The following is a 23,168-nucleotide window of genomic DNA, read 5'->3' as shown; positions in this document are numbered from 1 at the left end:
GGGCCTTTTTAGGAAAGAATTTTTAAATTTCACGTACTGTAATGAATTTTTATTAATAATCTGGTACAATAGATTAAAACTTTCTTGGAGTAGGAGCCATATTGAAAAAAGTTGCAAATGGGATTTTAACAGCAGTAATTGTTTACGCAGCCATCATCGTACTTATTTTAGCAACGGCGTTATTGTTTGTAATGGTTTCATTTTCCGGGGAGATGGCCCAGGTGCTTCTTGGATGGGACGAATACAATGAATGGACAAACACGCATTTGGTCCCCTGGGCAGAAATGCTGTGGGAATGGTTTGTTGCTATAACGCCGGGAGGCTGACTGGAAAGGTGGAAAAAACATGGAACAGTATCGATTTCCTTATAAATCAGGAGTTTACGTTGGAAGCCCTGTAAAAGAAAATCCCGAACAGTGGCTGATGGAAGTAAAGGTAGTCCTTGAGCATCCCCGGCAGGGAGACTTGCACCAGCCGAAGAAGACAAACGTGCCGATTTTCCACGAACGCCGGGCACTGGCGGAAAAAGAAAAAATCTGGGTACAGAAAAAAGCGGTAAAGCCGCTCGAAACAGTTCCGGACATGACGTATAAAGAATCTCTGCGACAGGCGTTTGATGAGTATGAGCAGGAGCTCAAAAATAAAGAGGATGAATTCTCTCAAAAATCGCTGAAAACGCTCCATGCAGTAAAAGCCGATTATGAGCGGCAAAAACTATTATAACTCTGCCCGCGGGCAGAGTTATTTTCGTATCTGTATCCTATTTATACGTGTGGAGTACGCTCATCGGTGACAAATAGAGCCCCGGCTGTGTGCAGCCGAATGGAAAGCTCAATTAAAAACAGATCATCGGAATTATTCAGATCACAGCTTGTGAGTGATTCGATTTTTTTCAAACGGTATAACAAGGACTGGCGGTGGAGGTTAAGCTCCCGGGAGGTCTGACTGACATTGCCCTTGCATTCATTATAGGTACGCACCGTTTTCATTAAATCAATGCCCCGTTCGACGGAATAATGATGGAGGGGGGCGACTGTAGCTTCAGCGATCTGGCGGATTTCTTCATTTTTAGCGAGAGACATCAGAGCCCGGTCAAAGCGCGTGTCTTCATACGTATGAATGTAGCCGAATCCCCGCTGTCTGCGCCCGGCATCAAGAGCAGAAAAAGCTTCGGAAAAGCTTGTCACAAATTCCCAGGGCGCGGCCGTCTTGCTTACACCCCAGGAAATGACAAGGTGGGGGATTTTTTGTTCGAGACGATACTGCACTGTCTCTGCGAAATAATACACTGTGTCATACATCATGGTTGGATGCATTTCGAGATAAACTATCAGCTCTGATTTCTGGAACGTACTCATCACACGTGCTTTTAAATAACGGCTCGCGTGAGAGACTTCCTCTTCAAACATATAACCAATCTGTTCGAGCCAGTGGTCATAGGAAAGCGGCGGGGATTCTGCATGAAAAACCCGTTCAACATTTTCAGGTTTGGCCACAAAGCAGATATAAGGGAGCTCAAGGTTATAGCCTAATGATTTGCCACGCGAAAGCGCCTGGTCCCGTGATTCATAATTATCCTTTGCCAGACTCCAGACAAAATCATCCTTCAGGCGCATTTCAGTTTCAAGTGCCGTCTGGTCATGCAAAAAGCAGAGAGCGGAAGTAGTGACCGAGTGTTCAAGCAAAAGCAGGGTGTATTCTTCAAATACATCGTGCTTTTCTTTATGAGTGGGCCACTGAAGGATCATATACCCCTGAATGTCCTGGGTCGTCTGCACGGTTAAGCGCAGCAGTGTCCCGGCATCTGTATCCATCCATTCCATGTTCGCCGGCAGGCTCTTTTCAGGATCTGTCTGCTGAAAAGGAGGAAAAAGCGGATTGCCTCCCTGGCTTAAATACTGGTTCCACCATTCGGCGAGGTCCGACGAATGGTCCGTCTGAGTCTTCAGGCGTCCCCGCTTATCCACTACAAGCATCGGTATATGCAACTGCTTGTATACATAAGAGGCAATTGCCTCCATACCTTTGCCTTCAAGAATAATTTCGAGAAGATCTGTACGGATTTTATTTGAAACGTCGATCGAGCGCAGTGAGCTTTTATGAAGGGCTTCAGAAATTGCTTCTGTAATGTCTGAAAAGCGGATTTCCCAGGGTATTTCCACCAGTGGAAATGCTTTTGTTTCACAAAAGTCGATCACGTTGTCAGGAATCGAGGAAATGTAGTGGCCGACGGATAAAATTAAACCGCTCGCCCCCGCTTCCATCAGCTCCTCAATAAACTCAAGCAGCTCCCTGTCATTTTGACAGCCGATCCCGGAGCTTAAAATTAATTCTCTCGGACGGACGAAATCTTCCACAGGCGTTTCTATAACTGATGCCCAGTAGACGGTAATAGAACTTGAATCGGCATTTGATGTTAGTGGAAGGGCCGTATTCATAATCGGAAGCTGTAATACTTGTTGCATAGAAATCATCGCCAGACACCCCTTTACAATACCAAAAACGTAAATTCACCTTCTAATTATTATTTTACCATATTTGCATGGGAGATAATGTGTCATGCACATTGTGCAAAAGAAAGTGCGAAACTTCATACAATTGTGTGAATGGAATTTGGCCAAATAACCTATACACTGAAGATAGAGAAAAAATAGTAACAGGGAAGGTTGTGTTCAATCATGACAAACACACACATTAATCGTTCGACAAAAGCAGTATGGGCAGGAGAAAAAGAATACCGGGCATTTGGAGCTACCCAGGTTCCGGTAGTCCACAGTGTTGCCTATACGTACGATGATTTAGACCATTGGTATGACGTGGCAACTGGAAAAAAAGAAGGGCATATCTATGGTCGGAATACTAACCCTACCCTGCAATCGTTCGAAGAAAAAATCAGAATTCTGGAAGACGCTGAGGCGGCTACAAGTTTTTCGACCGGCATGGCTGCGATCAGCAACTCTCTGGCTACGTTCCTCCGTCCAGGTGACCGGGTAGTATCCATGAGGGATACGTACGGTGGTACAAATAAAATCTTTACCGAATTTCTGCCGCACATGGACATTGATGTGTCGCTCTGCGAAACAGGCAACCATGAAGAAATTGAGGCAGAAGTTCGTAAAGGCTGCGATATTTTATACCTGGAAACACCGACCAATCCAACGGTGAAAATTACTGATATCGAACGAATGACCAGTGTGGCAAAGGAAGTGGGAGCGCTTGTGTTTGTTGACAACACATTTGCCACCCCGATCAACCAGAATCCGCTCGAATTTGGTGTGGATCTTGTTATTCACAGTGCGACGAAGTTTCTGGGCGGGCACGCAGATGCCCTCGGCGGAGCAGTATGCGGCCGGAAAGATTTGGTGGAGAAAGTCTTCCATTACCGTGAAATCAATGGAGCGACGATGGATCCGATGGCTGCCTACTTGATGATCCGGGGCATGAAGACGCTTCATCTCCGGGTGCGCCAGCAGTGTGAATCCGCGATGAAAATCGCTGAACACCTGCAAAATCACGAGCAGGTCGATCAGGTATTCTATCCGGGGCTTAAAACCCATCCGGGTCACGACATTGCAGCAAAACAGATGAATCAGTTTGGCGGCATGTTCAGCTTCTCATTAAAAGGCGGAATGGATGCTGTTCGCCAGTTCCTGCCAAAACTCGAATACGCGAACCGGGCAGCAAACCTGGGATCAGTGGAAACGACGGTAGGACCGGCAAGAACGACAAGCCATGTGGAAAATACGCCGGAAGAGCGGGCAGCGCTCGGTATTCCCGAAAGCCTCGTGCGCTACTCAGTCGGCATTGAAGATACAGAGGATCTCATCAACGATTTGGAACAGGCGCTGGCTTCGCTGCCAAAAGCTGAAAGCGTGCAAAACTAAAGGACGGTTTGGACGATGACTATATTGGCAAAAACGATTAAAGAAGAAGCGGAAACGATCAGAGAACAGCTGGTCGAATGGAGGCGCAGTCTGCACCGCCGGCCGGAGCTGAGCTTTGAAGAGCATGAAACGGCAGCGTTTATTAGACAGGCGCTTGCCGGGCTTGAGCATTTAACAGTATACAGCGGAAGAGAAGAGACGGGTCTCGACACGGCCGTGATCGCAGAGCTCGGGGCCGGTGACGGCCCTCTCGTCATTCTGCGCGCTGATATTGACGCCCTTCCGATCCAGGAAGAAAATGACTGTGATTACACTTCCACGTATGAAGGGAAAATGCATGCGTGCGGGCACGATGCCCATACCGCCATGCTGCTTGGCGCCTGTTCTGTGCTTCACAAGCAGCAGGAGCATTTAAACGGAACAATCCGGTTTATTTTTCAGCCGGCTGAAGAAGATACGGATGAATACGGAAGCACCGGCAGTCCTTATTTAATCAGCCGTGGATGGCTCGAAGGAGCCGAAGCAGCCTTTGCGCTGCACATGGACCCTGAGTACACGCCGGGTCATGTAAGGCTGCAGGAAGGTCCGAGCATGGCAGGCATTGATACGTTTGAAGGGATCATCCGCGCAAGCGGCGGCCACGGGGCTTACCCGCACCTCGCCACGGATCCGGTCTGGATCAGCACATTTGTGATGCAGGCGATGCAGGGAATCGTCTCCCGCCGGACATCTCCGCTTGAACCGGCGGTTGTAAGTATCGGTGAATTAAAGGCAGGAGCGTCGACCAACGTTATACCCGACGAAGTCCGTATCCGCGGCACGATGCGCAGCTATTCGGACGCCACCCGTAAGCGGCTTCGCGAAGAGCTTCAGCAGGCCTTTCGCATAGCAGAATCGATGAACGCCTCCCAGGAGGTAACGATTGCTGAAGGCGAGCCGGCACTCGTTAATAGTCCCGATGCGGTAAAGGTTTACCGGGCGGTGCTTGAAGAACTGTACCCGGAAACGGTCATTCACGAAGAATCCTACGGCATGGGCGGAGAAGATTTTAGTTACATGGCCCGCCAGGTGCCGTCCTGCATGATGTTTCTCGGCGCAGGTTATCCTGATCGTGCAGACAGTGGGCTGCACATGCCCCAGTTTGATATTGAAGAAACCATTTTACCAATTGGCGCTTCCCTGCTTGCAGGAGCAGCTGTACACTATATGACAAAGCACAAGACAGATTAGACTGGGAGGAAAAAATATGCCGCATAAATTAGATTTTATCGGGTTTGGCGGAGTGGGACGCGGTCTTGCAGAAATACTGCTGGAACGGGGGAGCTGGCTGAAAGAAACCTTTGGTTCCGATTTTTTGGTAGTTTCCGTTTCCGATTTATACAAAGGCTCCCTTCACCACCCGGAAGGCCTTGACATGCAGAAGGTTCTTGATTGTCTGAAGAAAGACGGAACAGTGGAAAACTATCCTGATACCGAAGGGCTCGTGCGCGGTTGGGACAGCATCGAAACCATCACCCAGTCAAACGCTGATACTGTAATCGAAATCACGTTTACCAATGTGGAGACCGGCCAGCCTGCGATTGATCACTGCAAAACAGCGTTTAAGGCCGGTAAAAACGCCGTTCTTACGAATAAAGGCCCTGTAGCGCTTGCCTACAAAGAGCTTCAGGCACTGGCGGAAGAAAACGGAGTGCGGTTTTTATTCGAAGGGACGGTCATGAGTGGAACGCCGGCGCTCCGGATGCCGCTTACGAGCCTTTCCGGGAACCGGATTACTTCCATTAAAGGGATTATGAACGGCACGACAAATTACGTGCTCACTCAGATGGAGCAGGGCATGGGATACAGTGAAGCCTTACAAGAAGCCCAATCCCGTGGATACGCTGAGGCAGATCCGACGAGCGACGTTGAAGGCTACGACGTATTGTATAAAGTAGTCATCCTTGCCAATGTCGTCATGGGAGCCGATTTGAAAAAAGAAGATGTGGAGCGCCAGGGAATTACGTCTCTTTCTGCAGAAGATATGCTGCAGGCAAAAAATGAAAACAAGCATTGGAAGCTGATCGGGCGCGTCGAAAACGACCAGGGCACAATCAAAGGGTCTGTAAAACCGGAGCTGCTCTCCGAAGACGACGCTCTCGCCAACGTGGGAGGCGCGGTAAACGCAGTCACCTATGAATGCGACCTGAGCGGCCCGATTACGCTGATGGGCGCCGGGGCCGGCGTGCCGGAAACAGGATTTGCCTTGTTGATCGACCTGATTAACATGGACCGAAATACTATATAAAGGCGGGATAATATGACAACAAAAATCACAGAGCAAAAAATGCTGCTCGGCGGAGAATGGGTCGGCCGGGAGCAGACACTCGACGTCGTCAATCCCGAGGATCAGTCGGTTATCAGCACAGTGCCGATGGCAAGCAGTGACGATGCGCGTGAAGCCGTGCGGATTGCTGTTGAAGGAAAGGAAATCGCCGAAGCGCTAAGCACCCGGGAACGTATGGATATATTAAATAAAGTGGCGGATTATGTGCTCGATCATGCAGAGGAATTTGCGGAAATCATTGCTCTTGAAGGAAGCAAAACGATAGCGGAAGCTTCCGGCGAAGCACGGAGAACCGCTGAAACGATACGCCTTGGAGCGGAAGAAGCACGCCGTCTTTCCGGGGAATCGATTAATTTCGACCAGATGGAAGGCAATACGAACCGGATGGGCTACTACTATCATTTTCCGGTAGGTGTGGTAGCAGCCATCACGCCGTTTAATGATCCGTTGAATCTGGTGGCCCATAAGGTAGCACCGGCGATTGCCGCTGGGAATGCTGTCATTGTGAAACCAGCGACAGAAACACCGCTCAGCGCATTAAAGCTGGCCGAAGCGTTTATTGCAGCCGGTCTACCGAAAAAGGTGATGACAGTGATCACCGGAAGAGGCCGTGACATCGGCGATATCCTGGTGGAAGCAGAGGACGTACAGATGATCAGCTTTACCGGTGGCTATGAAACAGGAAAAAGCATTGCCCACAAAGCAGGGCTGAAAAAGCTGTCCATGGAACTCGGCTCGAATTCCCCGTTTATCGTATGGAAGGATGCAGACATTGAAAAGGCGGCGCAGTCCGGCGTGGATGGAGCGTTTGGAGCGGCCGGCCAGAACTGCCTGAGTGTTCAGCGGGTGTACGCTCATGAAGAAATTTATGATGCGTTTGAAGCATCGTTTGTGGATAAAGCTAAACAGGTGCGCGCCGGCAGAAAGATGGACAAAGATTCAGATATCGGCCCGGTCATCAACGAAAAAGAAGCCAAACGGATTGAAAGCTGGATTGAAGAAGCAGTGGAGGCGGGGGCCAAAGTGCTTGCCGGCGGTAAACGGCACGGGGCTTTTATTGAGCCGACGGTTCTTTCGAACGTGCCGGAACACTTAACGATTGTAAAAGAAGAAGTGTTCGGCCCGGTAGTGATACTTGCTTCTGTGGCAACGTTTGATGAAGCAGTCACACGCTCAAACGGAGTGCCTTTCGGCCTGCAGGCCGGCATTTATACGAATAATATTAATTTAGCGCTGAAGGCTGTGCGCAAGCTTCACGTCGGCGGTGTTATGGTAAACGACAGCAGCGATTTCCGGATTGACGCCATGCCGTTTGGTGGGGTTAAGCATTCGGGCATCGGCCGTGAAGGCGTAGCGTTTGCGATCGAGGAAATGTCGGAAAAACGGCTTGTATGCTTTACCATTGATGAATAATTAAGCGTAAACGGGATAAAAGGGGGGATCAGCTCATGTTATTTGAAAAAGATGAGTATCTGATGAGAATGAACCAGACGAAAATGAAAATGATGGAATATGGTATTGAAGTGCTATTGGTCTCCAATCCATCCAACATGTACTATTTAACAGGATATAACGCATGGTCGTTTTATGTGCATCAAATGGTGATTGTGATGATTGACGAAGATCAGCCGCTATGGATCGGGAGGGAAATGGATGCCCACAGTGCTGTGGTCACCACCTGGCTTGATGACGACCATATCATTCCGTATCCTGATGAATTTGTACAGTCAACGATCAAGCATCCAATGGATTTTGCGGCAAACATCCTGACCGAGATCGGCCAGGGCAACCGGAAAATCGGTCTGGAAATGGATGCTTTCTATTTTACAGCCATGTGCTACGAACGAATCCAGGCTGGTCTCCCAAATGCCGAATTCCGTAATTTCAGCACGCTTGTCAACTGGGTCCGGCTGGTAAAATCGGAAGCGGAAATTGAATGCATGTACCGCGCCGGCCGCATACTCGAAAATGCCATGCAGGCCGGATTTGACACGGTAGATGTGGGTGTGCGTGAAAATGAAGTGGCTGCGGCCATTACCAACGCCCAGATTCTCGGAACGAAGGAATTCGGGGGCGACTACACATCGATTGTGCCGATGATTCCCGCGAACGAAAATACAGCTACGCCGCATTTAACATGGACAGACCGCAAATATAACTACGGAGACTTTTTAACGATCGAAATTGCCGGAGCGTATATGCGTTATCACACTCCGATGGCAAGAACGATGGCGATCGGACAGGCTCCTGAAAAAATGTATGATCTGTCAGAAACAGTTGTTGAAGGCATCGAAACGACAATGGATGCGATTAAGCCGGGGATGACGGCAGAAGAGGTGGAAAGTGTGTGGAGCCGGACGATCGCAAGACGCGGGTACTTTAAGGAATCCCGCCTCGGCTACTCCATCGGACTGAGCTATCCGCCGGACTGGGGCGAGCATACGGTCAGCTTCCGGAAGGGCGATCACACTATTTTGCAGCCGAACATGACGTTTCATCTGATGCCTGGCATCTGGCTTGATGACCACGGAGTAGAGATTACCGAATCAATCCGCATCACGGAAAATGGCTGTGAACTGCTCAGCCACGTACCGCGGGATATGTATATCAAAGAACCTGGGGTGCTCGGTGACGGTTTTGCGGAAAACCGGATGAACGCCCATTACAAATAAAAAACAGGCAGCGGGCTCCCGAAAAGGAGTCCGCTTTTTTATGAATGGCACTCAGGCGTTGGCTATTTTTTCCGGATAGTGGTAGCATAAAGATGTTTGCAATGATGACTTGACTAAAAAGAGGAATGATCATGAACCGGCAGGCCTACATAAAACCAACACTAGGAGCTGCAGCCTTTGCGGCTGTATTTTTCTATTTTTTAGAAGTGCTTTTAGGCATTCCATTTGTCGAATACGGGTACAGCTTTATCGCCGGCGTGCTGCTAATGGCCTCGCTGCCTGTTATGCCTCCCCTTAACCGTCGGGTGGTTTACGTGCTGATTGCTGCCGGTATTGCTCTATTCTGGACTTACGGCGTCTCCTGGCAGACGGTGTGGACAAGCTTCGGAGAAAACCTGCCGCTGCTTGCGCTCTTTTTGACAGTGCCGCTGATTGGAACGTACATGTCGGAAGCGGGGCATCTGCATGCTTTTCAGCAGTACCTCGAACGCCAGAATGAAAAAAAAGGAGTGCCGCCGCACCGGCTTGGCTACGGCGTGACGGCAAGCATCGGTGCCATTCTTAATCTCGGCTCGATGCCGCTTGTGTACGGGATAGCCAAGGAAAGCTTTCCGTCGTTTGAACAAAAAAGAATGGCGTTAACGGTGCTCAGAGGATTTGGATCGTGTATGCTCTGGTCGCCGTATTTTGTAAACATGGCCCTGATTTTAAGCATCTATGATTTGAGCTGGGGAGAAGTCGGACCGTACGGGATTGTGATGGCTGCTGTATTCACGGGTCTGGTCGTTGTATTTTTCCGTTCGTCGGCATTCACCGATGACAGCTGGACGGTTCCGGAAAAAGAAAAAGAAGCAAATCCGCCGGTCTCTTCGATGCGCTCGTTTTTACTATTTTTAGGTATTTTGCTTGCTGCTTCTTTTTTACTTGAAGCACTGCTGCCCTACAGCATGCTGACGATTGTTTCGGTGCTTGCTCTTTTGTATCCGTGGGTATGGGCTCTGGCGCGACAACAGGCGGCCTCGTTTGCCCAGTCAACGTGGAAACACGTAAGCGGTTCGTTTGAGCGGCTGTACAACGAAATTGGTATTTTTGTGACGGCTGGGTTTTTCAGTGTTGCGCTTCGAAGCAGCGACGCCGGGGTATGGCTTTCTGAAGCCATCAGCTTTCTGTTCCAGGGCTATATGATTCTGCTGATTGCCTGGGTGGTCGCTATCGTGATGGGCCTCTCTGCGGTGGGCATTCATCCTGTTATCATTGTTACCGGACTCGGAGGGGCCCTTTCGCCGGAAATTTTCGGGGTGGGGGCTCCGTTTATGGCCGTGCTGCTGCTCATGTCCTGGATGCTCGGCGTCCAGGTGTCTCCGTTTACAGGAGCAATACTTATGACATCTCATTTAATGGGGGCGACCACCATTCAGGTGATCAGGAAAAATACAGCATTTATTCTAAGCGCAGCCGTCGTGCTGAGCATTGTATTATTTATACTGGGAGAAACAGTAATGTAAAATGAAGGAGAGAGGTTAGCATGCGTCCACTTGAAGCTGGAAAATTATATGGGTCGGTTATGCTTGTCATGCTGATGTGGGGGCTCAATGTCGTGGCATTGAAGGTGCTGGTGGCTGAAATAAACCCGGTTTATATGCAGGCTGCCCGCATTTTGCTCGCCGGCCTGTCTGTCGCCTTGTTTGTTTTTCTTCGCAAAGAACATGAACGGGTGCCACGGGCTGCTTTTATGTATATTCTGCTGGCCGCAGTGTTTGGCATGACCGGCCATCATACGTTTTTAGCTATAGGTTTAAGCGAGACAACCGCCGTGAAAAGCTCGCTCATCCTTGCGCTTCTTCCTATTACGACAGCGCTTTTGTCCATGCTGTTTTTGGGAGACGCCTTCACGAAGCTTCGCTGGCTCGGGGTATTTGCCGGGTTTGCAGGCGCAGTACTTATTAATATTACAGGAGAAGCCGGGGAGGCAGTACGGGGTGCTGCGAGGGGGGATGCTTTTATCTTTGCAGCCATGACTGCCCAGGCCGTGAGCTTTTTGTTCATTAAAAAAGCGTCTGAACTGGTGGCGCCAAGAGTATTAACGATTTACACCCTAATGCTTGGCTCTGTTGGTTTATTCGCGGTCAGCTTCGTGCTTTCCCCGTCTGGGTGGGAGTCGTATGTTACGGCTCCAGGCTGGGTATGGCTCGTGTTTTTACTTTCCGGGGTATTCGCCACCGGCCTCGGCCAGATTTTATATAACGCCTCGATTTCTAAAATCGGCCCGGGGAAAACAGCCATATTTAACAACTTTGTGCCCTTTTTCGGTCTGTTAAGCTCGGCGCTCATCCTCGGAGAAAACGTGTCGCCGGCCCAGCTTGGAGGATTTATATTTATTGTGGCCGGAGTGCTGCTTGGCACCGGCTGGGTGGACCAGCTGCTGTTAAAAAAACGAAAACAGACGTCCGTTAAGTATCATGCTTAGCGGACGCCTGTTTCTTTTTTTTCGGAACTTCGTCAAAACCGCCCGGGTGGAAGGGGTGGCATTTGACGATACGCCGCACCGTTAAAAAGGCCCCTTTCCAAAAGCCGAAACGTTCGAAGGCGGTAATACTGTACTGGGAACAGGTAGGATAAAACCGGCAGGAGGGAGGTGTGAACCGGGAGATATAACGTTGATACAGCCGGATCAGCGCCACCATTAATTTTTTCATACATACGCACTCCTATAGTCTTTTTTGCACTTAAAACGTAGCACAAATAAAAGCAGAACTGAAAAACCCCGCCTGAACCAGCGGGGTTTAAAACTGTAGACCTGTATTAGCCGACGTAAAAGGAGACAGCTGGTTCAACCACCTGGCGGAGAAGTGCTTCTTCTTCCGCATTTAAGCGTACCATTGGGAGGCGGACATCGCCGGAAATAATGCCGCGCATCTCAAGGGCTGCTTTGACGGGTGTTGGACTCGGCGCCGCGAACATGGATTTCATCAGCGGCAGCAGATCGCGGTGCCGGGAAGCGGCATGGACCGGCTGGCCATTAAAGAAGCTTTGGATCATGTCCTGCATGCTCTCTCCGGCCACATGGGCGGAAACAGAAACAACTCCGGTAGCTCCAACAGACAGAAGCGGAAGCGTCAGGCTGTCATCGCCGCTGTACAAGGTGAAGTCCTGCGGTGCATGCTGTAAAATATAGGCCGCAGCTTCGAGATCACCGCTCGCTTCTTTAATGGAGCAGATGTTTCTGACATGGGACAGTCGTACAATGGTTTCCGGTGTCATTCCGGCCGCGCTTCGCCCTGGAATATTGTAAAGCATAACAGGAGTGTTAATTCCTTCAGCAATGGTACGGAAATGCTGGTACATTCCCTCCTGAGAAGGCTTGTTGTAATAAGGAGTAACAAGCATGACGGCATCAATGCCGGTTTTTTCTGCTTCAAGGGATAAAGCAAGCGAAGCCCTTGTATCGTTGGAGCCTGTGCCTGCAATGACCGGCACCCGGCCGTTTACAGTCTGCACGGTGTGACGGAACAACGAGATTTTTTCCTCGTGGGAAAGCGTTGGGGATTCGCCGGTCGTTCCTGCGACCACAATGCTTTCAGTGCCTGTGCTGATCAAATGATTAATCAGTCTGGTTAATGCAGTGTAATCTATATCTCCGTGTTCATCGAATGGGGTCACCATCGCTGTACTCAATCTGCCAAAATTCATGTTTACTCACCCTCTTAAAAGTATAGTCTTGCCTAAAAAGAGAGGGCTTGCGGTTTCACGTCTTCGCCTCCGTCCGGACACGAAAAAAGCAACCATGGAAAGAGCCCATCGTTGCAGGAACGCTTCAGCTGTTAAGCAGAACCGCACGTGCGTGAGATAGCCCTCCATACAGAAAACCTGTATGACAGTCCCGTATTTATTCAATACGAGACCAGCGTTGAACGATTGAGTCGTTCGCAGCTTCGGCAAAAACCCCTTTCCGCTTTAATCACCAGAGCTCATTCTCTTCCTAAAGCGTACTAATAGTTTTCGCAGCCTCTAACCTCACTTCTCAAATAAAGAAGCAGGATATGAAATTAATTAACTACACCATAGCAGATAACGCCCCGAAAGACAATAGTACGGCTGAAAATCAATTGTATTTTCTGTATTGCCTGATTCCGGCTTGAGTAAACATAATTAAATATTGGCTGACTATCCCTTTACTGCACCTGTTTGGGCGGCTTCCTTCCAGGGCTCGCAAAAAATTTTTAAAAACACATTTCATTTTAGGGAATCTTTCTTATATAATGAGAGAGGGAAAACAGAACATTAGGGGGCCAATTACGTATGTCGCAGCTTCAGCAGATCGCTCTAGAACTTCCAGAAGAACTCTATACGGAAATCGAACATCTGTCCCAGTCAGAAAAGGATTCTTTTTTTCATCAGGTGTTAAAAGATCAGATTGAAAAACAAAAATCCAAAGACATGCAGGAACAATTGAAGAACGGATATGCAGAAATGGCTGCACTAAATGCTGAAATATGCGCTGAATTTGAATATGCCGAAACAGAATCTACACAGACGACAGAACGACGGCTGAACGAACAAGACTAGCTGTTCATCCTGTCCGGCAGCATAAGCGCGCAACCGGAAAAGGAGGTGAATGGGTGGTTTGAGTGATTCGAAACAAAACAATCAGCATCATAAAAAAGTAGTTAAACGGGGGGACGTATTTTTTGCGGACCTGTCTCCGGTAGTTGGGTCAGAGCAGGGAGGCGTCCGCCCCGTACTTATCATTCAAAATAATATTGGTAACCGCTTCAGTCCCACGGTGATTGTGGCTGCTATTACGGCACAGATTAAAAAGGCGAAAATGCCGACACATGTAGAAATTGATGCAGCCAAGCATCGGTTTGACCGTGACAGCGTTATTCTGCTTGAACAGCTTCGTACCATTGATAAGCAGCGGTTAACTGATAAGATTACCCACCTCGATGATGAAACCATGGAGCAGGTGCGTAAAGGTTTGGAAATAAGCCTCGGCCTGCATGAGTTCAATTAATCCATCATACATAACGACTGCGGGCCCCCGCCTGCATATTGATAAGTAAAACCTTTCCGGTCCGGAAAGGTTTTTTTGTTACAAAAAAAGAAGTGAATACCTTTAAAAAGCGATATATCATTCTGTGAGCCTATTAAAAGCTCTCAGTAGCGCAAAGATGTAAATTAATACGAAAAACTTTTAAATGCTCTATTTTATTTTAAGTTGTGATGTGATACACTGCTCTAGGAAATAAAGAGAGGGTTGGATAAACCAGCCTATAAGAGAGAGGATAAGGAAGGGAGGCTTTCATATGCTTAAAGCATTGAAGCAAAAATGGATGGATAAGCGCGACCAGCTCGCCCATCAGACAGAAGAACGGATTCAGGGTTATAATACGGATCTGCAGGTACAGATGAGGCAGAAACGTGAAAATGATGATTGGACTGATGAACTTCTCAATAAAGATATTGAAAAATATTTGTATACGATCCATCCGTCGTTTCTTCTGAACGACCGTGTGAACCGGGCACTTTACAACCGGCTGCTTGCCCGTGCGCAGGGGAAGTATTCGCTGACGCTTTCTGTTACAAGTGAAATGAAGCTTGCGCTCGATTTTTACAACACGGATCTTGCGGTATTTCTTCGTTTGATTGAAAAGAAAGGCTTTCAGCTTCAGGGAAATGAAGAGCGCTTTCTGCTGACGCTTATGAACCGCCTCAGCGAAAACAATTACCGCATGTATAAAGAACGTTACAGCGAATTGGATGCTCACAACGCTTCCTTATCAGATGCAGTCACTTCGTATCTGCAGCAGGTACCACGTGCTTATCAGCTGGAAACGGGGCGTCTTGACTTCTTTTACAAGTTCCTGATCAGTGAAGGTCTTCTTCCGGCAGGAACGACGAAGAAAAAGCTGAAGAAAGTAATTAAATCCTCAAATAAAAAGAGAGCAGGAGACCATCAGCTTGAGCGGATGGAGCGCCGGCTTGACCGGATTGGTTAATAGACGAACAAAACGCTGCAAAAATGCAGCGTTTTTTATTGTTCTGAAGACTCAGTGAGGACATAATCCTTTTCGATCAGGCGTTTCTGTGGCAGAATATAGGTAAATATACAGAAGGGATGGAGAGCTGATGAGTCAAAAGGAAACGAATCTCAGCACGTTTTTTGCCGGCAAATTGCAGGAAGCCAAAACTCAATTTGAGCGCACCATTGACTGTAAACACACAGCTTTTGACGATTTGTACCCTTATATGAATGAACAGCCGCAGTTTTTCTGGTATAAACGGTACGTAGCCTGGCAGGAGCTGCTGACTACTGTAGAGCTCGCCGAGGAACTAAATATCGACTGGCAGAAAGAGTTCAAAACGAAACAGCAGAAGTTTATTGAAAGCAAAATACTCGATGCAAAAGTGCTTGATGACTGGTACGGAAAACAACGTACAGAAGCATAAAGAAAGCCGGCGGATTCCCGCCGGCTTTTTATGACTTCTTCGATACATCTGCTGTTTTGTTAAAAGATAAAATGAGCGATCAAAACGATGACCGGAAGTGAAATGATGGTTCTTTCCAGAAAGATCAGCACAAGATCGATAAAGCGGACAGGAAGCTTGCTTCCGAGCAGCAGGCCGCCGACTTCAGACATATAAATGAGCTGACTGACCGACAGGGCCCCGATAATGAAGCGGGTCATTTCGCTTTCAATATCTGTACCAAGAATAGCCGGCAGGAACATGTCCGCAAAGCCAATGAGCATGGTTTCGCTGGCTGCTACAGCCTCCGGCACCTGCATCAGCTGCAGGAGCGGCACAAACGGAGCGCCGAGCCAGGCGAAAAGCGGCGTGAATTCTGCAATAACAACAGCGATGGTGCCAAGGCCCATAACGATCGGGATAACGCTGATCCACATATCAAGCACATTTTTTGTACCGCTGATCAACACGGAAGACCAGTGGGTACGTGATGCTTTATCGAGTGCTTTTTCCCACCCGGAGGATACAGGGTTTTTGCCTGTATGTCCGTTCTTGATTTCCTCTGCCGGCTGCTGGTTGTAATACTCGTTTTTCTTTCGCGACAGCGGAGGGATCCGGGGCATAATGAGTGCGCATACCACACCGGCTGCCACGATGGTGAGATAATATGGCAGCGTGTAGGCGAGCAGGTCAAGTTCCCCGAGGATCGTGATGGTGAATGTGATACTGACTACAGAGAACGTCGTACTGATAACAGCGGCTTCGCGCTGCGTGTAGTGGCCGCTTTCATACTGCTGGCTCGTCAAAAGCACCCCAATTGTGCCGTCCCCCAGCCATGAAGCAAGACCGTCAATCGATGAGCGGCCCGGAAGGGTAAATAATGGGCGCATTAAAATCGTCAGGATTGAACCGAAAAATTCAAGCAGCCCGAAATTAAGCAGAAACGGGAGAAAATAACCGGCAAAAAAGAAGACGGTAATTAAGAGAAGAATCAGGGAATAGAGCAAAAGACCACCGGTGGCGTCCCCGACAAGCCAGGCTGGCCCGATTTGAAAAAGAGTTAAAAAGGCAAAAATAAAGCCTAAAATCCGAATGAGCAGCCAGCCGTTAGTCACATGGAACAACGACACGGCAATACCTGAGGAAAACGGCCGGAACCTGGCAATAATGGCGCCGGCGACGGAGATGCCGATAAAAATAACGCCCATTGCAGGCAGTATACCGCTCAGTAAGCCTTCGAGCCATCCGGCAAGAAGAGCCACCGGAACGGTTAAGCCGTCCTCAGTAGAGATAGGTACCATGAATAAAAAGATCCCAATCAATGAAGGAATAATAAATTTAAGGGCGCTCGAGGCCCTGGTGGATGGGGTGGAACTCATTTTCTTCACCTCGATATTCATACAATTTTATGTATAATTACTACAAACATTGTACTAAATTAACACGAAACCCGCCATTTGCAAAGGACATTTTTATTCGTCTCAAGGGAAAGGAGCCACGATCAGGGCATGCCGCAGTATATCTTTGATGTTGAATCTGTTTATTTAAAGGAGCCGGAAGACGAACTTCGCACGCATATAGCGGAGGTGAGAACTGAAGTAATACACCGTGAAAAAGGAGATATTTTATTTGAAGCTGTCATTCCGGTAGCTTACCACGCTTACGGAGTTTATCCTGATGTGAAAGCAGTCGCCTCCCAGATCCCCCGTCCTTCGCTGCAGCGCGAGGTGCTGTTCCGCGTGAAGCGCTATGTCAAGAAACTTCGTCCATTTTTGTGAACCGGACGCCTGCTCAGCGAAGCAGAGGCACCAGATCCCCGAGAGCCGTCAGTTCATGCTCTGCCCGGAATTCATGGGCCGGGACGCTCCCATCGTGGTTAATCCAGGCGCTTTTGATCCCGGCTTTTTTTGCCCCGGCGATATCGGTGTTCATGTTGTCACCGACCATCAGCGTATCTTCCGGAGCAGCGCCTGCGAGCCGCAGAGCATGATTGAAGATTGCAGGATCAGGTTTTCCAATCCCGAATTCGCCGCTGATAATAATGTGGTCAAAAAAAGGCACGAGCGCCGGGGTCAGTGACAGCTTCAGCCGCTGCAGGCTTGGCGAGCCGTTTGTGAGCATCAACAGCTGATAGTCATCCTTTAATGTGTGAAGGACGTTAAACGTATCGGCATATACATAAGGAAGGTGACGCCGGTGCATAATAAAACGGTCTTTCAGCCATTCCCCTGTTGCCGGCTGATGGACGCCGTGGGCCGAAAGCGACCGGGTCCACGTTTCTTTTTGATAGGAGGAAATAAGCCGGCTCATCTCCTGGAAGCGCCGGTGTTCAATATCGTTAAAGTGTCCCCAGAGGCCTTCGAACGCGTTGATGCCTATCGTCTTAGTGAAATCATATACAGAGAGGTTCCTGTACAGTTCGGGAGCAGTCTGCTGCACGGTTTCCATGAGCAGGGGCGCCTGCACACCAGTTCGTATCTCGGCATCGAAAGCCGTAGCTCTCAGCGCTTCGGTAATGCTTTTTTTATCCCAGAGCAGGGTGTCGTCTAAATCAAAAATAAGTGTTTTCATGAAAATCCCCCTGTGAAAGTGAAAAAGTATGTATAAATCATAGCACAGCAATTAATGTTTAAGAAAAAGAAATATGCCTCTCTACCCGGAAAAGCAAATAATTCAGTTTAGGGACTGTCAAGTGAAAAGAATTAGTGTACAATATAGGTGTGTGAGAACGCTTCATAAGAAATGGCGCTTTAAAGATGCCGGAAAATAGAAATCAGGCGGATTTTCGGCCTCCTGCAGCGAGGAACATACATATTTTTCGTATACTTGGCTGTGCAAGGTTTTGAGCACCTGCTTTAAGCATGTTAAAATATGTCTGATTTATGAAAAGGCATGTTCTCGAAGAATTGGTTGAGTCGAAGAAGGGAAGTGATGGTGGAAACTCCATTCCAATGGTTCACCTTCATAGATATTAAACGACTAATATGATAATTTAGAAAACTTATTGATCACATAAGCTGGGGGTATCACTCGATGAGTAAGCATCAATCCAGGGCTGAAGAAGCCTGGCAGGAATTTTATGGTCCCAATCTGGGTTATATGTGGGAACAATACGACGTGTACAAAGAAGATCCAGACGCCGTGGAGCCGGAGATTAAAAGTTGGTTTGACCAGTACGGCCCGCCGTCTTCAAATGGGGAAGCAGCAGTCAGCTATGCTCCTGCTGTGGATGAAAAAGACCAGGCAGTCGGTGCCGGACTTAATATGGAAAAAATCGCGGATGCAGTCAAGCTTGCTGAAAATATCCGCATTCACGGCCATCTTTCTGCAGACATCAACCCGCTTCAGGAACCAAACGGAGAAACATCATTTCTTCGCATTGAAGAATACGGTTTAAGTGAGGAAGACCTTCGGACCATTCCAAAGGAAGTCCTCTGTCCGGACGCTCCGGCATCAGTGTCGGACGGCCTCGAAGCGATCGAGCATTTAAAGCAGATGTATACAAAAACCATCGCTTTTGAATTTGACCACGTCCATGATGTGGAAGAACACCGCTGGCTCAATCGCAAGGTCGAGTCAGGTGAAATTTACAGCGCGGTGTCGGAGGATAAACGTAAAGCCCTTTTGAAAAGCCTTACGGAAGTAGAAGCATTCGAGCAGTTTCTGCAGAAAACGTTTGTCGGCCAGAAACGTTTTTCTATAGAAGGAATTGACATTCTTGCTCCTATCATGGAAGAGCTCACTCACAGTGCGATGCAGGACGGGGCAAGAAATATTATGATCGGCATGGCTCACCGGGGGCGTTTGAGCGTCCTGGCTAAAGTCATCGGAAAGCCTTATGACCTGATTTTCTCCGAATTTCAGCACTCTCCGAACAAAGACCTCGTGCCTTCAGAAGGCTCCGTCGGGATTAACTACGGCTGGACAGGAGACGTAAAGTACCATTTGGGAGCAGATAAAAACATTAACCAGGAATCGTTTGAGTCCCGTATTTCCCTGGCCAACAACCCGAGTCACCTGGAATACGTCAATCCGGTCGTGGAAGGCTATACGCGGGCAGCGCAGGATGACTGCAGCGAACCGGGCTTTCCGCAGCAGGACGGCTCTAAGGCCATGGCTATTTTAGTGCACGGCGATGCGGCTTTTCCCGGCGAAGGTGTCGTAACAGAAACCTTGAACATGAGCCGGCTGAAAGGGTATCAAACGGGAGGCACTGTGCATATTATCGCCAATAACCAGCTCGGCTTTACCACCGATACGCACGATGCAAGAAGTACCACCTATTCAAGCGACCCGGCCAAAGGTTATGAAATCCCGGTTATTCATGTGAACGCAGACGAACCGGAAGCCTGTCTTGCGGCCGTGCAGCTGGCTTATGAATACAGAAACAAATTCAATAAAGACTTTGTGATCGATTTAATCGGCTACCGTCGTTACGGCCACAACGAAACAGACGAACCGGCAGCAACCCAGCCATACCTTTACGGCCTGATCCGTGAGCATCCGACTGTTCGGGAGCATTATGCGGATCATCTGGATCAAATCGGCTTCTGGAAAAAATCTGAAACCGATCAGCTGAAAGAGGATACGCTGAATCATCTGCGGGATCAATACAATAAAGTAGCGGAAGATAAAGAAGCGGAAACCGAGCTTGGACCGGTACCGGAAGAAGTGGAAAAACGTCTTCCTAAAGTGGAAACCGGCTATGACTTAAAGGAACTGAAAGAAATTAACCAGGAACTCATTACGTGGCCGGAAAACTTCAACGTCTTTCCGAAATTAAGAAAAATTCTTGAACGCCGCGGTCCGGCTATGGAAGAAGGCGGCAAAGTGGACTGGGGCCATGCCGAAGCGTTAGCGTTTGCAACGATTCTCGCGGATGGTACTCCGGTGCGTTTAACCGGGCAGGATTCCCAGCGAGGAACGTTCGCGCAAAGACATCTGGTGCTCCATGACCACAAAAACGGGGACATCTATTCCCCAATGCATGCGTTCTCGAAAGCAAATGCAGCCTTTGCACTCTATAACAGTCCGCTCTCCGAAAACGGTATCGTCGGTTTTGAATATGGTTACAATGTGCAGGCCCCGGAAACGCTGACACTCTGGGAAGCCCAGTTTGGTGATTTCGGTAACGCTGCGCAGGTAATATTTGATCAGTTCGTCTCTGCAGGCCGTGCCAAGTGGGGGCAAAAGTCCGGTATGGTCTTTCTGCTGCCGCACGGATACGAAGGACAGGGGCCGGAGCACTCGAGTGCAAGACTCGAACGTTTCCTGACGCTCTCGGCAGAAAACAACTGGAATGTCGCTTATCTGTCGAGTTCAGCACAGTACTTTCACCTGCTCCGGCGCCAGGCGGAATTTCTCGGAAAAGACGAAATGCGTCCACTTGTGCTCATGACGCCAAAAAGCCTGCTGCGTAATCAGACCGTCGCGAGTGAACCGGAAGCCTTCGGGGAAGGCGCTTTCCAATCCGTAGTGGAGGATCCGCTGACGGGCAAAGACAAAAAGAAAGTAAAACGTCTGCTTGTAGGTACAGGAAAAATGACTATCGACCTGCATGAAGCACTGGCTGACGGTGAAGTGCCGGGCGATATCCATATTGTCCGCATTGAAGAGCTTTATCCGTTTCCGGAAGAAGAAATCCGTGACATTTTAGAAACGTATCCAAACGTAAAATCAATTCAATGGGTCCAGGAGGAACCGAAAAACATGGGCGCATGGTATTACATGTACCCGCTCCTGCACAACCTGGCTCCAAAAGGAGTATCGGTGGATTATATCGGCCGCCGCAGAAGGTCGAGTCCGGCAGAAGGCGATCCGACGATCCATAAAAAAGAACAGAACCGCATCATCCAGGAAGCCCTAAAAGGAAACGAATAAGGAGGACGCAGTCATGGCAGAGATCAAAGTACCAGAACTAGGCGAATCCGTTACAGAGGGAACAATCGCAGAATGGTTAAAAAAACCAGGGGACAAAGTCGAACAGGGAGAAAACATCGCTGAGCTTGAAACTGACAAAGTGAATGTGGAAATCCCGTCGGAAAAAACAGGTGTCCTCCAGGAACTGTTAAAAGAAGAGGGAGATAACGTTGAGGTCGGCGAAGTAATTGCCGTAGTGGATGAAAACGGTGAAGCCGGCGGCGGAAGCTCAGAAGAGAAAAGCTCAGAGGAAGCGGCTCCGGAAAAGGAAAGCGAAGAAAAACAGGAAGCTTCCAAAGAGCCGGCAGCGGATAAATCGGAAGAAGGCACGAAAGAAGAATCGAAAGAAGAATCACCGGCAGACCGGCCGGTTGCTTCTCCTTCTGTACGCAAATACGCTCGCGAGCAGGGCATTGACTTGAACGAAGTGTCCGGAAGTGATCCAAAGGGACGCGTCCGCAAGGAAGATGTGGATAATGAAGTCAAAGGAAGCAGCAAAAAAGAGGAAAAACAGCCTGAAAAACCTGCTGCCAAAAGCGAGAAGGACGAATTCGAAGGCAAACCGGTGGAACGCGTCAAAATGTCCCGCCGCCGTCAGACGATTGCGAGCCGGCTGAAGGAAGTCCAGCAGGAGACAGCGATGCTGACCACGTTTAACGAAGTGGATATGTCAGCAATCATGGACCTGAGAAAACGCCGGAAGGATACGTTCCAGGAGCAGCACGACGTACGTCTCGGGTTTATGTCCTTCTTTACGAAGGGTGTTATCGCGGCATTGAAAAAATATCCGTTGTTGAACGCGGAAATCCAGGCTACAGAAGTGATTAAAAAGCAGTTCTATGATATCGGCATGGCTGTCTCCACTGACGACGGTCTCGTCGTACCGGTAGTCCGGGATGCTGACCGTAAAACATTCGCTGAAATCGAACAGGAAATTATGGACCTTTCCTTAAAAGCACGTGATAATAAATTAACCTTGAAAGATCTTCAGGGCGGTACTTTTACTATTACGAACGGCGGCGTTTTCGGTTCACTGCTTTCGACACCGATTCTGAACGCTCCACAGGTAGGTATACTTGGAATGCACACGATCCAGTGGCGCCCGGTAGCCATCGATCAGGATACGATGGAGAACCGGCCGATGATGTATACGGCCCTTTCCTATGATCACCGTATCGTAGATGGAAAAGAAGCAGTAAGTTTTCTCGTAACGCTGAAACAGCTGCTTGAAGATCCGGAAAATCTTCTGCTTGAAGGATAATATACGAGAAGAAAGCCCGCTTTCCGGCGGGCTTTTTTCTTTGCAGAAAAACAGAAGGCAGGGCTTATACCGGTGCCGGGCTGGCAATAAGAAAACTCATATTTTTTCATATTCCGCGATAATCTCTGATTTTTAGCCATTTTATCGTAAAAACAGAGCTGAAATGAAAATAAATGATTTTTTCTTCGTTTAACGCTTGCGTTCCGTTTCTATCTATTGATATAATCACTTATGTGATCGTTGAGAGAACACGATATACCAAGGAGGGATAGTATGAGCAATATTAAAATGGACCGAAAAACAGCTGCGCGTATTAGAAGAGATGGAGGCGTAGTTACGCTGGACCCATTTTATTTTTGGAATCAGAAAAAAGACAAAGGCCCAGTCGATACAGTAGTACAGGTAGGCACACCTGCTGAAACTGCCGCATATACGCGTTACCAGTTTGAAGACATCTCTGTGTACGTCCATGAACGCCTGCAGCTGAAAAAAGAATTGCGCCTATTCCTCCATGGATTCGGTCCGTTCGAACATCTCAACTGCGCAGGAGTTAGACGATTCAGCAAACCACAAAAAACAGCGAACGCTGTTTCTTAATAAGTTAAAAACGTCCTGGCAGCAGGACGTTTTTTGTATGG

Annotated in this window: 22 protein-coding genes and 1 riboswitch; of the genes, 17 read left to right on the top strand and 5 right to left on the bottom strand. The window is 48.6% G+C overall.

Going from position 1 to position 23,168, the window contains the following annotated elements:
- Window positions 1–101: 101 nt before the first annotated feature.
- Window positions 102–326 (top strand): hypothetical protein, encoded by a 225-nt coding sequence (locus tag G548_RS0100635; protein ID WP_022792212.1) that lies wholly within the window; start codon window positions 102–104, stop codon window positions 324–326.
- 19 nt (window positions 327–345) lie between these two features.
- Window positions 346–723, top strand: coding sequence for a sporulation phosphorelay system protein KapB (kapB, locus tag G548_RS0100630; protein ID WP_022792211.1), 378 nt, complete (start codon window positions 346–348; stop codon window positions 721–723).
- A gap of 41 nt (window positions 724–764) precedes the next feature.
- Here the strand turns inward: kapB and G548_RS0100625 are convergent, their stop codons facing one another.
- Window positions 765–2,474: a PucR family transcriptional regulator gene (locus tag G548_RS0100625; protein ID WP_022792210.1), complete on the bottom strand. Its 1,710-nt coding sequence runs from the start codon at window positions 2,472–2,474 to the stop codon at window positions 765–767.
- A gap of 204 nt (window positions 2,475–2,678) precedes the next feature.
- On the opposite strand from G548_RS0100625, the gene G548_RS0100620 reads away from it, so the two are divergent.
- From G548_RS0100620 to G548_RS0100590, 7 genes are all read left to right on the top strand, one after another.
- Window positions 2,679–3,884 (top strand): cystathionine gamma-synthase family protein, encoded by a 1,206-nt coding sequence (locus G548_RS0100620; protein WP_022792209.1) that lies wholly within the window; start codon window positions 2,679–2,681, stop codon window positions 3,882–3,884.
- A 15-nt stretch (window positions 3,885–3,899) separates the two neighbouring features.
- Complete coding sequence (locus G548_RS0100615; protein ID WP_022792208.1) at window positions 3,900–5,114, top strand: M20 metallopeptidase family protein; 1,215 nt, start codon at window positions 3,900–3,902, stop codon at window positions 5,112–5,114.
- A gap of 16 nt (window positions 5,115–5,130) precedes the next feature.
- A complete protein-coding gene (locus G548_RS0100610) occupies window positions 5,131–6,171 on the top strand; it encodes a homoserine dehydrogenase (protein WP_022792207.1) in 1,041 nt (346 codons plus the stop codon).
- Between the two features lie 12 nt (window positions 6,172–6,183).
- Window positions 6,184–7,623 carry an aldehyde dehydrogenase family protein gene (locus G548_RS0100605; protein ID WP_022792206.1) on the top strand — a complete coding sequence of 480 codons (1,440 nt, stop codon included), beginning with the start codon at window positions 6,184–6,186 and terminating at the stop codon, window positions 7,621–7,623.
- A gap of 35 nt (window positions 7,624–7,658) precedes the next feature.
- Window positions 7,659–8,882, top strand: a complete 1,224-nt coding sequence (locus G548_RS16930) for a M24 family metallopeptidase (RefSeq protein ID WP_022792205.1) — start codon at window positions 7,659–7,661, stop codon at window positions 8,880–8,882.
- Between the two features lie 131 nt (window positions 8,883–9,013).
- Entirely contained in the window at window positions 9,014–10,387 is a 1,374-nt protein-coding gene (locus tag G548_RS0100595; RefSeq protein ID WP_022792204.1) for a hypothetical protein, read from the top strand.
- A gap of 20 nt (window positions 10,388–10,407) precedes the next feature.
- A complete protein-coding gene (locus G548_RS0100590; RefSeq protein ID WP_022792203.1) occupies window positions 10,408–11,349 on the top strand; it encodes a DMT family transporter in 942 nt (313 codons plus the stop codon).
- Here G548_RS0100590 and yidD read toward each other — a convergent pair.
- On the bottom strand, window positions 11,333–11,578 hold the full coding sequence (gene yidD / locus G548_RS0100585) for a membrane protein insertion efficiency factor YidD (protein ID WP_022792202.1): 246 nt from the start codon (window positions 11,576–11,578) through the stop codon (window positions 11,333–11,335). The genes G548_RS0100590 and yidD overlap by 17 nt on opposite strands.
- A gap of 106 nt (window positions 11,579–11,684) precedes the next feature.
- A complete protein-coding gene (gene dapA / locus G548_RS0100580; protein WP_022792201.1) occupies window positions 11,685–12,572 on the bottom strand; it encodes a 4-hydroxy-tetrahydrodipicolinate synthase in 888 nt (295 codons plus the stop codon).
- Between the two features lie 149 nt (window positions 12,573–12,721).
- Window positions 12,722–12,901, bottom strand: a riboswitch (Lysine riboswitch).
- Window positions 12,902–13,181: 280 nt separating this feature from the next.
- On the opposite strand from dapA, the gene G548_RS0100575 reads away from it, so the two are divergent.
- The 4 genes from G548_RS0100575 (at window position 13,182) to G548_RS0100560 (ending at window position 15,332) form a co-directional block, all read left to right on the top strand.
- Complete coding sequence (locus G548_RS0100575; RefSeq protein WP_022792200.1) at window positions 13,182–13,448, top strand: hypothetical protein; 267 nt, start codon at window positions 13,182–13,184, stop codon at window positions 13,446–13,448.
- 58 nt (window positions 13,449–13,506) lie between these two features.
- Complete coding sequence (locus tag G548_RS0100570) at window positions 13,507–13,896, top strand: type II toxin-antitoxin system PemK/MazF family toxin (RefSeq protein WP_022792199.1); 390 nt, start codon at window positions 13,507–13,509, stop codon at window positions 13,894–13,896.
- Window positions 13,897–14,188: 292 nt separating this feature from the next.
- A complete protein-coding gene (locus G548_RS0100565) occupies window positions 14,189–14,881 on the top strand; it encodes a hypothetical protein (protein ID WP_022792198.1) in 693 nt (230 codons plus the stop codon).
- 130 nt (window positions 14,882–15,011) lie between these two features.
- A complete protein-coding gene (locus G548_RS0100560) occupies window positions 15,012–15,332 on the top strand; it encodes a hypothetical protein (protein ID WP_022792197.1) in 321 nt (106 codons plus the stop codon).
- A 59-nt stretch (window positions 15,333–15,391) separates the two neighbouring features.
- On the opposite strand, the gene G548_RS0100555 is transcribed toward G548_RS0100560, so the two are convergent.
- Window positions 15,392–16,729, bottom strand: coding sequence for a YjiH family protein (locus tag G548_RS0100555; protein ID WP_022792196.1), 1,338 nt, complete (start codon window positions 16,727–16,729; stop codon window positions 15,392–15,394).
- 129 nt (window positions 16,730–16,858) lie between these two features.
- On the opposite strand from G548_RS0100555, the gene G548_RS0100550 reads away from it, so the two are divergent.
- Window positions 16,859–17,128, top strand: a complete 270-nt coding sequence (locus G548_RS0100550; protein WP_022792195.1) for a hypothetical protein — start codon at window positions 16,859–16,861, stop codon at window positions 17,126–17,128.
- Window positions 17,129–17,141: 13 nt separating this feature from the next.
- On the opposite strand, the gene G548_RS0100545 is transcribed toward G548_RS0100550, so the two are convergent.
- Window positions 17,142–17,921, bottom strand: coding sequence for an HAD family hydrolase (locus G548_RS0100545; RefSeq protein WP_022792194.1), 780 nt, complete (start codon window positions 17,919–17,921; stop codon window positions 17,142–17,144).
- A 462-nt stretch (window positions 17,922–18,383) separates the two neighbouring features.
- On the opposite strand from G548_RS0100545, the gene G548_RS0100540 reads away from it, so the two are divergent.
- From G548_RS0100540 to G548_RS0100525, 3 genes are all read left to right on the top strand, one after another.
- Window positions 18,384–21,230, top strand: a complete 2,847-nt coding sequence (locus G548_RS0100540; protein ID WP_022792193.1) for a 2-oxoglutarate dehydrogenase E1 component — start codon at window positions 18,384–18,386, stop codon at window positions 21,228–21,230.
- Between the two features lie 13 nt (window positions 21,231–21,243).
- Window positions 21,244–22,530 (top strand): 2-oxoglutarate dehydrogenase complex dihydrolipoyllysine-residue succinyltransferase, encoded by a 1,287-nt coding sequence (odhB, locus tag G548_RS0100535; RefSeq protein WP_022792192.1) that lies wholly within the window; start codon window positions 21,244–21,246, stop codon window positions 22,528–22,530.
- A 273-nt stretch (window positions 22,531–22,803) separates the two neighbouring features.
- The gene (locus G548_RS0100525; RefSeq protein ID WP_022792191.1) at window positions 22,804–23,127 is read left to right on the top strand and encodes a hypothetical protein; all 324 of its coding nucleotides are present in this window, start codon (window positions 22,804–22,806) and stop codon (window positions 23,125–23,127) included.
- The last annotated feature ends 41 nt before the right edge of the window (window positions 23,128–23,168 follow it).

Source organism: Marinococcus halotolerans DSM 16375 (assembly GCF_000420725.1).
Lineage (GTDB): Bacteria > Bacillota > Bacilli > Bacillales > Marinococcaceae > Marinococcus > Marinococcus halotolerans.
This window is presented reverse-complemented; position numbering and strand designations above follow the sequence as displayed.

Excerpts from the sequence above, each read along its gene's own strand:
- G548_RS0100615 (WP_022792208.1), top strand. The coding sequence starts at position 3,900 with ATGACTATATTGGCAAAAACGATTAAAGAAGAAGCGGAAACGATCAGA.
- G548_RS0100610 (WP_022792207.1), top strand. The coding sequence starts at position 5,131 with ATGCCGCATAAATTAGATTTTATCGGGTTTGGCGGAGTGGGACGCGGT.
- dapA (WP_022792201.1), bottom strand. The coding sequence starts at position 12,572 with ATGAATTTTGGCAGATTGAGTACAGCGATGGTGACCCCATTCGATGAA.
- G548_RS0100555 (WP_022792196.1), bottom strand. The coding sequence starts at position 16,729 with ATGAGTTCCACCCCATCCACCAGGGCCTCGAGCGCCCTTAAATTTATT.
- G548_RS0100540 (WP_022792193.1), top strand. The coding sequence starts at position 18,384 with ATGAGTAAGCATCAATCCAGGGCTGAAGAAGCCTGGCAGGAATTTTAT.
- G548_RS0100545 (WP_022792194.1), bottom strand. The coding sequence starts at position 17,921 with ATGAAAACACTTATTTTTGATTTAGACGACACCCTGCTCTGGGATAAA.
- G548_RS0100590 (WP_022792203.1), top strand. The coding sequence starts at position 10,408 with ATGCGTCCACTTGAAGCTGGAAAATTATATGGGTCGGTTATGCTTGTC.
- G548_RS0100605 (WP_022792206.1), top strand. The coding sequence starts at position 6,184 with ATGACAACAAAAATCACAGAGCAAAAAATGCTGCTCGGCGGAGAATGG.
- G548_RS0100625 (WP_022792210.1), bottom strand. The coding sequence starts at position 2,474 with ATGATTTCTATGCAACAAGTATTACAGCTTCCGATTATGAATACGGCC.
- G548_RS16930 (WP_022792205.1), top strand. The coding sequence starts at position 7,659 with ATGTTATTTGAAAAAGATGAGTATCTGATGAGAATGAACCAGACGAAA.
- G548_RS0100575 (WP_022792200.1), top strand. The coding sequence starts at position 13,182 with ATGTCGCAGCTTCAGCAGATCGCTCTAGAACTTCCAGAAGAACTCTAT.
- odhB (WP_022792192.1), top strand. The coding sequence starts at position 21,244 with ATGGCAGAGATCAAAGTACCAGAACTAGGCGAATCCGTTACAGAGGGA.
- G548_RS0100595 (WP_022792204.1), top strand. The coding sequence starts at position 9,014 with ATGAACCGGCAGGCCTACATAAAACCAACACTAGGAGCTGCAGCCTTT.
- G548_RS0100525 (WP_022792191.1), top strand. The coding sequence starts at position 22,804 with ATGAGCAATATTAAAATGGACCGAAAAACAGCTGCGCGTATTAGAAGA.
- G548_RS0100550 (WP_022792195.1), top strand. The coding sequence starts at position 16,859 with ATGCCGCAGTATATCTTTGATGTTGAATCTGTTTATTTAAAGGAGCCG.
- kapB (WP_022792211.1), top strand. The coding sequence starts at position 346 with ATGGAACAGTATCGATTTCCTTATAAATCAGGAGTTTACGTTGGAAGC.
- G548_RS0100560 (WP_022792197.1), top strand. The coding sequence starts at position 15,012 with ATGAGTCAAAAGGAAACGAATCTCAGCACGTTTTTTGCCGGCAAATTG.
- yidD (WP_022792202.1), bottom strand. The coding sequence starts at position 11,578 with ATGAAAAAATTAATGGTGGCGCTGATCCGGCTGTATCAACGTTATATC.
- G548_RS0100620 (WP_022792209.1), top strand. The coding sequence starts at position 2,679 with ATGACAAACACACACATTAATCGTTCGACAAAAGCAGTATGGGCAGGA.
- G548_RS0100565 (WP_022792198.1), top strand. The coding sequence starts at position 14,189 with ATGCTTAAAGCATTGAAGCAAAAATGGATGGATAAGCGCGACCAGCTC.